The sequence below is a fragment of the Halomonas sp. genome, from assembly GCF_031581305.1.
Lineage (GTDB): Bacteria > Pseudomonadota > Gammaproteobacteria > Pseudomonadales > Halomonadaceae > Halomonas.
Window position 1 is genome coordinate 35,007 of sequence record NZ_JAVLBC010000003.1, and the last position, 12,961, is coordinate 47,967.

Below are 12,961 nucleotides of genomic sequence, written 5' to 3' on the forward strand. Positions count from 1 at the left end.
GCTTGGCGGCTTGGCGGCTTGGCGGCTTGGCGGCTTGGCGGCTTGGCGGCTTGGCAAAAAGGCTACTCCCCATCGGCCAGCGCCGGGAGCAGCGTCTTCAGCTTGCGCGTCAGCGTGTTACGCCCCCAGCCCAGCAGCTCGGCAGCCTCCCCCTTGCGACCACCGGTGTGCTTGAGTGCCGTCTCGATCAGGATGCGCTCGAAGTCCGGTACGGCCTCCTCGAGCAGGTGGGTGTGGCCGGCGGCCAGCGCCCGGTCGGCCCAGTCGCGGAAGGCGGTACGCCAGTCGCCGGTGTTGCCCTCGGTGGCCCCGGGCTCACGCAGCTCCTGCGGCAGGTCCTCGACGAGCACCTCGCGACCGGAGGCCATCACTGTCAGCCAGCGGCAGGTGTTCTCCAGCTGGCGGACGTTGCCCGGCCAGGGCAGCCGGGTGAAGTGCGCCTCCGCCTCGGGGGTCAGCACCTTGACGTCGGTGGCGAGTTCCTTGGCCGCCTCGGCCAGGAAGTGACGAGCGAGCCGGGGGATGTCCTCGCGACGCTCGGCCAGCTTCGGCAAATGCACGCGGATCACGTTGAGACGGTGAAAGAGATCCTCGCGGAAACGCCCGTCTTCCACCAGGGTCTCCAGATTCTGGTGGGTGGCGGCGATGATTCTCACGTCTACCTTCACGGAGGTATGGCCCCCCACCCGGTAGAATTCACCGTCGGCCAGCACCCGCAGCAGGCGGGTCTGGGTCTCGGCGGGCATGTCACCGATCTCGTCGAGGAACAGGGTGCCGCCGTCGGCCTGCTCGAAGCGCCCCTTGCGCTGGGCGGTCGCACCGGTGAACGCACCCTTCTCGTGGCCGAACAGCTCCGACTCGATCAGGTCCTTGGGGATCGCGGCCATGTTCAGGGCGATGAAGGGTTGGCCGGTACGCGGACTATGCTGGTGCAGGGCCCGGGCCACTCGCTCCTTGCCGGTCCCCGACTCGCCGTTGATCAGCACGGTGATATGCGAGTGCGACAGCCGGCCGATGGCGCGAAACACCTCCTGCATGGCCGGTGCCTCGCCGATGATCTCGGCATCCAGCCCCTCGGGCACGCTGACCGGACGACGCCGCTCGCGCGCATGGGCCACGGCGCGGCGCACCAGGGCCAGGGCTTCGTCGACGTCGAAGGGCTTGGGCAGGTACTCGAAGGCGCCGCCCTGATAGGAGGCGACAGCACTGTCGAGGTCGGAATGGGCCGTCATCACGATCACCGGCAGCTCCGGATGAACCTCGCGCACCTTGGCCATCAGGTCCAGCCCGTCGATTCCCGGCATGCGAATGTCGGTGACCAATACGTCCGGCGGCGCCTCCAGCAGGCGTTCCAGGGCACGATCGGCCCGATCGACGGTCTCGACCTCGAGGTCGGGCTGGGCCAGGGCTCGCTCCAGCACCCAGCGAATGGCGCGATCGTCGTCGACGACCACCACGCGTGCGACATCAGTCATGGCGCTTCTCCAGCGGAATCAGCAGGCGGAATTGGGTTTGGCCGGGCTCGGAGTCGCACTCGATCAGCCCCTGGTGCTGGTGCAGGATCGACTGCGCGATGGAAAGCCCCAGGCCGCTGCCCTCGGCGCGGCCGGAGACCATGGGATAGAAGAGGGTCTCGCGAAGCGACTCGGGAATGCCCGGGCCGTTGTCGATGATCGCCACCTCACAGACCAGCCGGTGGCGCTCGGCGCCCAGGGTGAACTGGCGGCGGGCGCGGGTGCGCAGCGTGAGCCGTGGCGAGGCGATGCCGGCCTCGGTCATGGCCTCCACGGCATTGCGCGCCACGTTGAGCACGGCCTGGATCAGCTGCGACTCGTCACCGGACAGGTCCGGCAGGCTGGGATCGTAATCACGCGCGATCCACACCTCAGGATGCTCGACGATCAGCAGCGAACGCACCCGTTCCAGTACCTTGTGGATATTGAGCGGCTCGTGGCGAATCACCCGGTTGGGCCCCAGCATGGAATCGACCAGGTCACGCAGCCGGTCGACCTCCTCGATGATGATGCGGGTGAACTCCTGCAGGCCCGGGTCGTCGAGATCGCGCTCCAGCAGTTGGGCCGCACCGCGGATACCGCCCAGGGGGTTCTTGACCTCGTGCGCCAGCCCCCGGGCGAGCACCTTGATGGTCTCCTGGCGGGTCTGCAGCGCCTCCTCACGTGAGATGCGCAGCAGCCGGTCGCGGGGTTCCACCTCCAGCAGCAACTCGTCGGCGGAGAGCGGCGAGACGGTGTAGTCGACGGTCAGCACCTCGCCGGTGACCAGGGTCAGGCGCGCCTCGCGCTGGGTGAAGGGATGAAACTCGTCGCGGGCCTTGGCCAGCAGCTCGCCGACCTCGTCTCCTCCGTCCACCAGAGACGGCAGGGGCAGCCCCTTCAGGCGACTCAGGCTGATCGCCAGCAGCGCCTCGGCGGCCGGATTCATCCAGCGCAACCGCAGCTCGCCATCGAGCAGCAGCACCGCCGTAGTGAGATGTTCCATCAAGCGTTGGTACATGGAAAGATCCTGCCCGGTCCGGTTTTGGCCTCTCTCGGGAGGCGCTTTCAGGATATGCTGCAAGAAGCGCGCCACCCTATGGCGCGCGTCATGCCGCCTTATCGGGGCAGGGTTGCACCCGTATAACGCACCATTTTAGTGCAGAACAGCGCCTAGCGCCCATCAATGTGCAGCGGAAACGGAGTGCGAACAGGCCGATCAGGGCCCTTCCGGGGGGAAGGCGTGGCCCTCGCTCACCCGATCGGCATGATCGAAGGCATCGACGCGGCCCTCATCGCGAGGCAGGAAATCGCGACACGGCCTGTGGGTGCCATCCGGACACAGCAGCCGATGTGGCCGTGGAGAAGGAAGCTAATTGTTGGCCGGATTATTGGGGTTCCGGGGCAGGTTGACGCTGGCTCGCTGCACGTAGAGGGTCACCGGCGACGTGCGATGGCGCACCGCGCCACTGGCATCCAGCAGCTCGGCCTGCAGCACGTGCTCCCCGCGATCCAGGTTGTTGAGCATGAAGGTATCGGTGTGCATGGCCGTCTGGCTCACCTGGCCGTCCACCAGCAGGCGTACCCGATGGTCCTCGCGCAGGTCCGGCTGGATGCCCAGGGTCACCTGGACGTTGCCGGCGGCCCCGGTGGGCAGCGTCTCTTCCTGCCCCGGCGAGAGAATGCCGAAACTGTCGTAGGGCATGAAGGGCTGCCCCGGCCCGGCAGAGGCTGCATTACCCCTGCCGTTGCCATCGACCACGGCCGGCGCCCCGGCCTCGCGGACCTCGCCCCGTCCGGGCACCACGGTCAGCGGCTTGAGGTCGACTTCCTCGCCGCCGCGTTCCGGGTTGTCGGTGAACATCACGTTGCCCTGGGCGTCGGTAGTGCGATAGATGGTCTGGGCCTGGGCCGCGAGGCTGACCGTGAGCCCCAGCACCAGCATCACGAGTGCCTTGTTCATGCCTACCCCCTGCGTCGTCGCCGCCGCCCGACGGCAACGGCCCTGCGAGATTGCATCGTTCCTTTGTTGGATAGTGTATGAAAGAAAGGGGTTCCGCCATGGCGGAACCCCTTCTTCGCTCAACGCGCGTGACGGTGAGCCGGACAACAAGTAGGTCCGGGCGGTCAGCCGCCCGCGATCAGCAGCTGTAGTACATGTCGAACTCGATCGGGTGCGTGGTCATGCGGATGCGCTCCACATCCTCGCTGAGCAACTCGATGTAGGCATCGATCATCTCGTCGGTGAACACGCCGCCCTCGGTGAGGAAGGCGCGATCCGCGTCCAGCGCCTCCAGGGCCTGATCGAGGCTATGGGCCACGGTCGGCACGGCCTTGCCCTCTTCCGGCGGCAGGTCGTAGAGGTTCTTGTCCATGGGGTCGCCGGGGTGGATCTTGTTCTTGATGCCGTCGATACCGGCCATCAGCATCGCCGCGAAGGCCAGGTAGGGGTTGGCGGTCGGATCCGGGAAGCGTGTCTCGACGCGCTTGCCCTTGGGGCTCGCGGTGTAGGGAATGCGCAGGGACGCGGAGCGGTTGCGGGCGCTGTAGGCCAGCATGACCGGCGCCTCGAAGCCCGGCACCAGGCGCTTGTAGGAGTTGGTGGAAGCGTTGGTGAAGGCGTTCAGGGCACGGGCGTGCTTGATGATGCCGCCGATGTAGTAGAGCGCCATTTCAGAGAGGCCCGCGTACTCGTCACCGGCAAACTGGTTGACGCCCTCTCTCCAGAAGGACTGGTGGACGTGCATGCCACTGCCGTTGTCACCGACCAGCGGCTTGGGCATGAAGGTCGCGGTCTTGCCGTAGGCGTGAGCCACGTTGTGGATCACGTACTTCATCTCCTGAACCTCGTCGGCCTTCTTCACGAGAGTGTTGAACTTCACACCGATCTCGTTCTGGCCGGCGTTGGCCACCTCGTGGTGGTGCACCTCGACAGACTGGCCGATGGCTTCCAGGGTATTACACATGGCACCACGGATATCGTGGAAGCTGTCCACCGGCGGGACCGGGAAGTAGCCGCCCTTGACCCGCGGACGGTGGGCCAGGTTGCCGCCCTCGACGGGACGATCGGTCGACCAGGCGCCCTCCTCGGAGGTGATCTTGTACATGGCGCCTTCGATATCCGCCTTCCAGTGCACTTCGTCGAAGATGAAGAACTCGGGCTCCGGACCAAAGAAGGCGGTGTCGCCCAGGCCGGTGGACTGCAGATAGGCCTCGGCGCGCTTGGCGATGGAGCGCGGATCACGCTCGTAGCCCTGCATGGTGGCCGGCTCGATAATGTCGCAGCGCAGCACCAGGGTGGCATCCTCGGTAAAGGGGTCGAGGAAGGCGGTGCCATCTTCGGGGCGCAGGATCATGTCCGACTCGTTGATGCCCTTCCAGCCGGAGATGGAGGAACCGTCGAACATCTGGCCGTTCTCGAAAAATTCCTCATCGACGTCACGGGCCGGAATGGTGACGTGCTGCTCCTTGCCGCGGGTGTCGGTGAAACGCAGGTCGACCCATTTCACGTCATGTTCTTCGATCAGGGCGAGAGTCTTGGCAGACATGGTGTCCTCCACTGTGAGCTAGGCTCGAAAGGTTGAGCTGGTGCAATGCATTGGCGCTGGCGATCCCAGCACGTGTTGTAACATGCCGCGGCAGTGCTGCCCACGGCCGCCATGCACGAACATGGCACTGGCCAGAACAATGCAGGCAACGTGCCAATTTTGCACCGTTTCATTCCATTCCCTTCATATCCCCATGATTTAATGTGTTTTTCACACTCCCTCACGGACAGCTTCTGCCCCCACCTCAGCATATCGAGGCGGCAAGTGGAGATGACACGCCTGCAAAATGCACTATAAAGGTGCACAAAAACTGCTTAACGCACCATCATGAGACGTTTCGCTGCCCTGTTGCGCGCTGATGGCGCGCCTCATGTCCGAGGCGGCCGAATGGACATGGTTAATTCACAGAAATTTCAATCCGGCACCTTATTGATACTTTTCACAACCAAAAACTACACTCTTTTACATAGCGGCGCCGACCGGGGAAGCACGGGTTCCGGAGATGGCGCCATATCAGTCCGACCCGCGTGACTTTTCACTGGAGCCGGCACGAGCATGATCGTCTGCAGCATCCTCCTCGATGTCCGCTCCGCGGGACCCGGCCTACCCCGCCGCCTGGCAGACCTGAAGCCGTTCCGCCAGCGGCGTGACCTGCGTGTGGAAGTGATACTGGCCGACGACACCGAAGATCCGCGCCTGCGACGCCTGGCGAACCAGCATGACGCACGCATCGTGACCACCGAAGGAACCCCGCTGGGGGATCACCTCAACACGGCCGTGGCCCACTGCCAGGGCCAGGCGCTGCTGTTCTCGGCAGGGGAGCACGCCATCTCCGCCGACTCGCTCGTTCGGGCACTGGCGGACATCGAGCAGCACAGCCAGGATGCCGTGGTGTTGACCACCTCGAGCTCCGGCCGGCTGGTGCAGCTCTGGCAGCGCCTGCGCCACCAGACACCCGCGGGTACGCTCTGCATCTCGCGGGCCTGGTTCGAACGCATTGGTGGCTGCGACCCGGCACTCGACGCCGACGCCCTGCCCGACCTGATCGAGCGCTTGCGTGCCTGTCAGGCCAGAATCAGCGACATCGGCGCGTGAGCCGGAGACACCTCACCGCTGCAACGTCACCTCCCGAGCCACCCACCGTGCGCTGACATCTTGGCGTCAAGAGGACGGCAACATTGGCTGCCACCTGCCTGTCACTCCGGTATTCGGGTAGGCCCCCCGGCAGTTGCTGAACCGACCACTGACGCGTTCACCACCTCAGATCACAGGTACTTGGTGATCTGCTTGAACTCATCGAGCGAGACCGACTGCCCCTGGGCGATCGCTGCCACGGAATCATCCAGGCAATGGTCCAGGTGATCCTGGATCAGGGTTCGCTTGGCCTGGCACACCGCCTTCTCGACGGCCTGTAACTGCTGCGCCAGATCCACGCAGGGCCGACCGTCTTCCATCATGGCAATGACCCGACGCAAGTGGCCATCTACCCGCTTAAGCCGCTTGACGACGTCGTCATGGCTTTGATGTCGATGTGGTGTGTCCTGCATCAAATGTCCTCGTTGTCTTGAGCCACTCGCCTTTGACTCTATCCCCCCCGGGGGGATAGGGTCAAAGGCGCCGATCTTCCCGTATGGTTAGCGGCTTTCCATCAATGATTCCGACCGGGAGCACGCATGGAGCTCTTTCGCGACAAACGTTATCGGCACCTGTTTACCGCCCAGGTGATCGCCTTGATCGGCACCGGCCTCACCACCGTCGGTCTGGCGCTGCTGGCCAGCGAGCTGGCGGGAGAGCGTGCCGGCGAGGTGTTGGGCACGGCACTCGCCATCAAGATGGTCGCTTACGTGGGCATCGCCCCGGTGGTAGGTGCCTATGCGTCACGGCTGCCGCGCCGCACGCTGCTGGTTACCCTTGACGTGCTGCGCTGTGCGGTAGTGGTCAGCCTGCCATTCGTCTCCGAGGTGTGGCAGATCTACCTCCTGATCTTTCTGCTCAACGCCTGCTCGGCGGGTTTCACACCGGTCTTCCAGGCCACCATTCCCGACATCTTCGAGGACGAACGGCGCTACACGCGAGCGCTGTCGCTGTCTCGTCTCGCGTATGACCTGGAAAACCTGCTCAGCCCGCTTTTCGCCGCGCTGCTGCTGGTAGTGTTGTCCTTCGACGCGCTATTCGTCCTGAACGCCGTGGCTTTCCTGCTTTCTGCCGTGCTGGTCGTCAGCGTGGCTCTGCCTTCACCGCACCCTGAGCCGCTCGTGAGTGGCGTCTGGGCCAGGGTGACGCACGGCATGAGCCTCTACCTGCGCATCCCACGCCTGCGGGGCTTGCTGGCCCTCAACATGGCCGTGGCCGCCGCTGGCGCCATGCAGATCGTCAACACCGTCGTCTACGTGCGCCATCTGCTCGGCATGAGCGAAACCAGCGTGGCAATCGCCTTCGCGGCAGCTGGGGGCGGCTCCATGGTCGTAGCGCTCTCGCTACCCGCCCTGCTCGAGCGACTCGATCAGCGGCAGGTGATGCTGACCGGTGGCGTGTTCATGAGTCTCAGCCTGTTCGGGGGGCTGCTGGAGCCCGGTTTCATCACCCTGCTGCTACTCTGGTTCGTGCTGGGGGCCGGTGCCTCGATGGTGATGACCCCCACCGGGCGACTGCTCAAGCAGTCCTGCCAGGCGGAAGAGCGTCCGGCACTGTTCGCCGCGCAGTTCTCGCTCTCCCACGCCTGCTGGCTGATCGCCTATCCGCTGGCCGGCTGGCTGGGGAGCTCGATGGGCATGATGGCGGCATTCGCGGCACTGGCAACTGTGGCCTTGTTCGCCACCCTGGCTGCCAGCCGGCTATGGCCGACGGAACCCACAGCGGCACGCACCTGAGCGGGCCGTCGCACACGAAGGAGAGATCAGATGACAAGGTTGCTCAAGAACATTTCGATCGGGACGTTGGCCATTGGCATGCTGGCAGGTGTTGCCCATGCTCAGGAAGGCTCTGCCGAAGGACTGGTGGCCAACATGCAACGGGCCGACATGACCTATCAGCAGTTGATGGAAATCATGGGTACCGCCTCAGGCATGATGCACGAAGGCATTCTGCGCCAGAACCAACAGATGGTGAAAAACGGTGCCGAGATGATCCTGACCCACCCCGCACCCAGCCACGACCCCTGGATCATCATGGAAGAGGCTGATCAGCCAAGCTTCAAGTCGAGCCTGGTTTCCTTCGACAAGCTGCTGGATCAATACGCCGACGCCACGGCAGGCGCGGCTGCACAGAAAGATTGGCCCGCCGCCAGCCAGTCTCTACAGAAACTGAATAACGCCTGCATCAGCTGTCATGCCATGTGGACGGACAAGGTGAGATAGACAGGGTGGCAAGCTCTCATTTGCATAGGCCACATCAGCCGACGTGCTGGCGACTCGGCGCTATACCTCAGGCGAGGACCTGGAGCAGACGCTCAAACGCTACACTTGGCTGTACAATCACCACATCCCGCAGAAGGCGCTACACCATCAATCACCGATTGCGGTGATGAAGGAATGGCAGACCAAACGTCCTGAGTTATTTACCAAGCGGGTGGTCAATCACACGGGACCCGACAGGTAACGAACAGGCAGTCAGTGAGTTAGTTCTCTACTCTGCCATCTCTACTGTTCCATCCAGCTCCTGAAGACCATGAATGACAGCCACTCTTTTCAGGACGACTTCGTATCCCCTGAACCATTCTTTATTCGCAGAGTCTGTCCGACCACTCGGTGCTCAAGGATTTCTAGAAAAACAATGAAATATCATCTAATGATATTAATTTCCGCTATGAGTGATGCGCTTTGCAAATAATCCGCTTGTAGAAAGCTCACCCATCACTCAGTATGAGTCAGAGGGTAGCTCACCGAAAGGTGATACGCTCCCGGCAGACCGAATACTTCATTGATTTGTCGGAAAAAAGGCAAACCCGTTGAAAGGCGGGGACGCAAAGTCACCAGTCTAACGGGCGTAAAAGCCCTAAGACAGTGGGACCGCCGACATCTCCTTTAGGTCCGAGCACGCTTTCTTCATGCCCGACCGCCATCGAAGTGTTAACGGATCCCCCTGCCTGGTGTTAACTCAAGCCATCGTCGACGGAAAACAACCGTGGCAATGACTTACAGGGGATTGATAAATGAACTCATCTGCTTTCATTCGCAAGAATTTTCGCCGTACCGCGCTGGCTTCCGTCGTCGCGCTCGGGGCTTTCGGGGCATCCAGCAGCTTTGCTGCGGAGGCGACAACCTCGGCGACGGGGACCGTCATCGTGCCCATCGCGATCGCAAAGTCGGCGGATCTGGTTTTTGGCAAGTTCGCCCCCGGTGCCGGCGGCAGCGTGACGGTCTCCACTAGCGGTGCAAGAACCGGATCGGGTGTCATTCTATCAACCGTCGGTTCCTCTCCGACCGCCGCCCAGTTCGACGTGACCGGTGATAATGACGCGACCTACGATATTACCTGGGGCGGCGTTACCGAGCTGAGCGACGGAGAAACAACACCGAATACCATGGCATTGGAAAGAATCAGCGACCTCACCGCTGGCGGTGCCACCACGGGTGAAGTAGCGGCAGGCACCCTCGGCACCGGAGGTACCCAGTCCATCTATCTGGGTGGCACGCTGACGGTGGCTATAGCTCAGCCAGCCGGGACCTATACCGGCGATGTGACGGCAACGGTGGAGTACAACTAACTATTCACGGGTATGCCGAGCCGGGCGCGAGACCGGCGAAGACCAGGTTGGGGTTATGAAAGGTATTTTCAGAAGCTCCACCCTGATTTGGCGCTGACCATTGTCAGCGCCTCTGTCACTTCTCCAATCACCATCGGCCATACCCTTCATATCATATCCACCAGCGCCTTCGGCAGCGGCACGACGGGGGCGCTGAGCATGTGTCTTCCTGGATCCGGCACGGCTGACGTCAGCGTCAGTGTGCGATACCACAAACCGGGAGCACCGCGATGAAACGTGACTGGGCAGCAATCACGGCTGGCGCCGCCTTGGCCTCTCTCGTGGCTTCCCATGGCTGGGCGCAGGAGATCGTGATCCAGAATACACGGGGATTGTCGTTCGGCAGCTTCGTGGCCGGCAGTGGCGGCTCGGTCGCAGTCAGCCCCAGCGGACTGCGCAGTGCCGGCGGCGATGTGCTGTTGATCCGCTCGGGCGAGGGCCTTGCCGCTGAGTTCACTGTGTCGGGCAATGCCGAGGCGACCTATACGATCCAGTTGCCCGGCGACGACTTCGTGACACTGACGGGCCCGGGCAGCGATATGGTCATCAACAACTTTACGAGCACCCCTTCCGGGACTGGCGGCCAGTTGAGTGCGGGTGGGTCCCAGATCCTGACAGTGGGAGGAACACTCAATGTCGGTTTTTCACAGACACCGGGGGATTATGCCGGCAGTTTCAGCGTGATCGTCAACTACAACTGATGTATCTCGAAGGCCGCGACCGGATGGCGCCCATCGCTCCATGTGCCATCCGGCACTCACGAAACAAACGATAATTGGATTCCACAATGATCCCCAAGGCCTTGACCCAGAAAGCGCGTGGCACGGTGTTCCTCTTCCGCTTCACCCTGTGCGCGCTGCTACTCATGTTGCCGGCGAGCCATGCGCTGGCCCAGTTGATGCTTTATCCAACTCGCATCGTCTTCGAGGGCAACCAGCGTTCGGCCCAGTTGGAGCTGATCAATAACGGCACCGAGAGTGCCACCTATCGCATTTCCCTGGTCAACCGACGCATGAGTGAAACCGGTGAATTCTCTGAAATCGCCGCGCTTCTGCCGGGTGAACAGTTTGCCGATACTCTACTGCAATACTCGCCGCGCCAGGTAACGCTCGAGCCCGGTGCCGGTCAAGCGGTCCGCATCATGGTGCGCAAGCCTAGTGAACTGGCGACCGGCGAATATCGATCGCACCTGTTGTTCGCCCAACAGCCAGAAACCAGTGAACGTCGGAGCATCGAATCCGGCTCTACCGCTGATGATGAGATAGGCATTCAGTTGACGGCGCTGGTCGGCGCTTCCATCCCGGTGATCGTGCGTCATGGCGCTACAGACGCCAATGTTGCCTTGACCCAGCTCGAGCTGCAGCGATCCTCGAGCGGAGCACCGCTGCTTGCCCTCCAGATGCAGCGTAGCGGTACTCAGTCTGTTTACGGCGACCTGACCGTCAGCTTCACCTCGCGAAGCGGCGCCGAGCAGGTCATCGGTCGCGCCAATGGTGTGGCGGTCTACACCCCCAATCCTCTCCGCCGAGCACGCATTGCCCTACAGCCGCCGAGTGGCCTGCCCCTCAGTAACGGCACCCTGCGCGTTACCTACCGTGAACAGGCGGAAGACGGTGGCAAGTTGCTAGCCGAGTCGGAGCTGTCGCTATAGCTTCCTTGTTCTACCGCAGTGATCCGACATCCACTATCGCCCACCGGGGCAGCCCGTTGGTGATGCTGACGTTAGGGTTCTTGTTGCTGGTCTGCGTACTGGTCTACGCCCCGGCCCTGTCGGCCCAGGAGCCAGCCGGGGAACCAGAGCTCCTGATCCTGGAAGTGCGCCTGGATCAGTCTGTACTCTCAGGCGCCATTCCTGCCTATGAGGTGGGTGAGCATACCCTCCTGCCCCTGGGTGAGCTGGCCAGGCTGTTGACCATCGCTATCCAGACTCAGCCAGGAGACGGCATAGCCAGCGGTTTTATCCTCAGCGAAGATCGGGGGTTCAGCCTGAACCTGGACAACGCCAGCGTGACCCTGGCCGGCAACTCCGAGACCTTCAATCCGGCACTGGTGCTGAGGGAGCCAGACGATATCTATGTGGCGATGTCCCTGCTCGAAGACTGGCTACCGCTGGCACTCGAGATCGACCGTGCCAGTCTCTCCCTGCACGTTCATGCCCTCGAGGCATTGCCCCTTCAGGCCCGACTGGCTCGCGAAGACCTCGAGGATCGTGCCGGAACGCAAGGTGGCTATGAAGATCCCGGCTATCCCCACCATGAGCAGCCGTACCGGCTGCTGAGCATACCGTTCATCGATCAGACGTTGACCACCGAACTGCAGCACAAGAATAACCGTACCCAAGGCGACGCCGCCTATACCGCTTACCTCACCGGAGATCTGCTGGGTATGGAGTCTTCGCTCTACTTTTCCAGCAGCCAACAGGACCCTTCACCGGAAGTACGTGCCACGCTCGGGCGCCACGACCCCAGTGGAAACCTGCTGGGCCCGCTGCATGCCCGGTCTTTCCAGTTCGGCAGTCTCTCGACTCCCAGCGTTGACAACATTTCCCGCGGTATCAGGGGCGAGGGGGTGACGTTGAGCAATCGCCCACTGACACGGCCTACCAGCTTCGACCGCCAGACGTTCGAAGGCGACTTGCCGCCGGGATGGGACGTGGAACTCTATTACAATGGTGCCCTGGTGAGCTTTACGCAGCCCGATGCCGAAGGCCGCTATCGTTTCGACGACCAGTCCCTGAGCTATGGCCGCAATGACTTCCGGCTGATTTTCCATGGTCCCCTGGGCGAGACACGAGTGGAGCAATACAGTTTTCCTCTGGATCAATCCATGGTTCTCCCCGGCGACTTCCAGTACAGCGTGACCGAGCACCGGGATAACGACGGGCAATCCCGAACCATCGCCCAGTTCGACCTGGGTCTGGCGCGCGCGCTGACCGCCTCGGCCGGGCTGATCCGGGCACCGGTGGACGGAGACGAGGAACTCTATACCACCCTGGGGGTACGTACTTTCTGGCAGTCGCTGAGTCTCGGTGGGGGCCTTGACCAGGCGAAGGACGGTGGCTCACTGGCCGAGCTCGATGTCCAGACCCGTATCGGCGGCGTGGCCGTGGACGCGAGTCGCCTTCTCCTGACCGACTTCACCAGCGAGCTGTTTCCTGCCAGCAGCGACCCCATTCG

12 protein-coding genes, 1 pseudogene and 1 riboswitch are annotated in these 12,961 nt (G+C 62.7%); of the genes and pseudogenes, 8 read left to right on the top strand and 5 right to left on the bottom strand.

What is annotated here, in order from left to right:
- Positions 1-62: 62 nt before the first annotated feature.
- The 4 genes from glnG to glnA form a co-directional block, all read right to left on the bottom strand.
- Positions 63-1,475 carry a nitrogen regulation protein NR(I) gene (gene glnG, locus RI841_RS00665; RefSeq protein ID WP_310703591.1) on the bottom strand — a complete coding sequence of 471 codons (1,413 nt, stop codon included), beginning with the start codon at positions 1,473-1,475 and terminating at the stop codon, positions 63-65.
- Entirely contained in the window at positions 1,468-2,514 is a 1,047-nt protein-coding gene (glnL, locus tag RI841_RS00670) for a nitrogen regulation protein NR(II) (RefSeq protein ID WP_310703592.1), read from the bottom strand. The genes glnG and glnL overlap by 8 nt, the downstream gene beginning before the upstream one ends.
- A 351-nt stretch (positions 2,515-2,865) precedes the next feature.
- Complete coding sequence (locus tag RI841_RS00675; protein WP_310703593.1) at positions 2,866-3,456, bottom strand: DUF4124 domain-containing protein; 591 nt, start codon at positions 3,454-3,456, stop codon at positions 2,866-2,868.
- A gap of 178 nt (positions 3,457-3,634) precedes the next feature.
- Positions 3,635-5,041, bottom strand: a complete 1,407-nt coding sequence (gene glnA, locus RI841_RS00680; RefSeq protein ID WP_310703595.1) for a glutamate--ammonia ligase — start codon at positions 5,039-5,041, stop codon at positions 3,635-3,637.
- A 555-nt stretch (positions 5,042-5,596) separates the two neighbouring features.
- Here glnA and RI841_RS00685 point away from each other — a divergent pair.
- A complete protein-coding gene (locus tag RI841_RS00685; protein WP_310703596.1) occupies positions 5,597-6,136 on the top strand; it encodes a glycosyltransferase family A protein in 540 nt (179 codons plus the stop codon).
- A 170-nt stretch (positions 6,137-6,306) separates the two neighbouring features.
- Here the strand turns inward: RI841_RS00685 and RI841_RS00690 are convergent, their stop codons facing one another.
- The gene (locus RI841_RS00690) at positions 6,307-6,588 is read right to left on the bottom strand and encodes a metal-sensing transcriptional repressor (RefSeq protein ID WP_310703597.1); all 282 of its coding nucleotides are present in this window, start codon (positions 6,586-6,588) and stop codon (positions 6,307-6,309) included.
- A gap of 126 nt (positions 6,589-6,714) precedes the next feature.
- Here RI841_RS00690 and RI841_RS00695 point away from each other — a divergent pair, with 126 nt between their 5' ends.
- The 7 genes and pseudogenes from RI841_RS00695 to RI841_RS00725 form a co-directional block, all read left to right on the top strand.
- Positions 6,715-7,911: an MFS transporter gene (locus RI841_RS00695; RefSeq protein ID WP_310703598.1), complete on the top strand. Its 1,197-nt coding sequence runs from the start codon at positions 6,715-6,717 to the stop codon at positions 7,909-7,911.
- A gap of 30 nt (positions 7,912-7,941) precedes the next feature.
- Entirely contained in the window at positions 7,942-8,397 is a 456-nt protein-coding gene (locus RI841_RS00700) for a hypothetical protein (RefSeq protein WP_310703599.1), read from the top strand.
- Between the two features lie 37 nt (positions 8,398-8,434).
- Positions 8,435-8,638, top strand: a pseudogene (locus RI841_RS00705) (IS481 family transposase); the annotation flags it as partial.
- Between the two features lie 329 nt (positions 8,639-8,967).
- A riboswitch (cyclic di-GMP riboswitch) is annotated at positions 8,968-9,056 on the top strand.
- A gap of 135 nt (positions 9,057-9,191) precedes the next feature.
- Positions 9,192-9,746 (top strand): DUF4402 domain-containing protein, encoded by a 555-nt coding sequence (locus tag RI841_RS00710; protein WP_310703600.1) that lies wholly within the window; start codon positions 9,192-9,194, stop codon positions 9,744-9,746.
- 269 nt (positions 9,747-10,015) lie between these two features.
- Entirely contained in the window at positions 10,016-10,486 is a 471-nt protein-coding gene (locus RI841_RS00715; RefSeq protein WP_310703601.1) for a DUF4402 domain-containing protein, read from the top strand.
- Positions 10,487-10,572: 86 nt separating this feature from the next.
- A complete protein-coding gene (locus tag RI841_RS00720) occupies positions 10,573-11,436 on the top strand; it encodes a hypothetical protein (protein ID WP_310703602.1) in 864 nt (287 codons plus the stop codon).
- A gap of 62 nt (positions 11,437-11,498) precedes the next feature.
- A partial coding sequence (locus tag RI841_RS00725; protein WP_310703604.1) for a hypothetical protein occupies positions 11,499-12,961 on the top strand: 1,463 nt, incomplete at its 3' end.

Excerpts from the sequence above, each read along its gene's own strand:
- RI841_RS00700 (WP_310703599.1), top strand. The coding sequence starts at position 7,942 with ATGACAAGGTTGCTCAAGAACATTTCGATCGGGACGTTGGCCATTGGC.
- RI841_RS00685 (WP_310703596.1), top strand. The coding sequence starts at position 5,597 with ATGATCGTCTGCAGCATCCTCCTCGATGTCCGCTCCGCGGGACCCGGC.
- RI841_RS00690 (WP_310703597.1), bottom strand. The coding sequence starts at position 6,588 with ATGCAGGACACACCACATCGACATCAAAGCCATGACGACGTCGTCAAG.
- RI841_RS00710 (WP_310703600.1), top strand. The coding sequence starts at position 9,192 with ATGAACTCATCTGCTTTCATTCGCAAGAATTTTCGCCGTACCGCGCTG.
- glnA (WP_310703595.1), bottom strand. The coding sequence starts at position 5,041 with ATGTCTGCCAAGACTCTCGCCCTGATCGAAGAACATGACGTGAAATGG.
- RI841_RS00695 (WP_310703598.1), top strand. The coding sequence starts at position 6,715 with ATGGAGCTCTTTCGCGACAAACGTTATCGGCACCTGTTTACCGCCCAG.
- RI841_RS00715 (WP_310703601.1), top strand. The coding sequence starts at position 10,016 with ATGAAACGTGACTGGGCAGCAATCACGGCTGGCGCCGCCTTGGCCTCT.
- glnG (WP_310703591.1), bottom strand. The coding sequence starts at position 1,475 with ATGACTGATGTCGCACGCGTGGTGGTCGTCGACGACGATCGCGCCATT.
- RI841_RS00675 (WP_310703593.1), bottom strand. The coding sequence starts at position 3,456 with ATGAACAAGGCACTCGTGATGCTGGTGCTGGGGCTCACGGTCAGCCTC.
- glnL (WP_310703592.1), bottom strand. The coding sequence starts at position 2,514 with ATGTACCAACGCTTGATGGAACATCTCACTACGGCGGTGCTGCTGCTC.
- RI841_RS00720 (WP_310703602.1), top strand. The coding sequence starts at position 10,573 with ATGATCCCCAAGGCCTTGACCCAGAAAGCGCGTGGCACGGTGTTCCTC.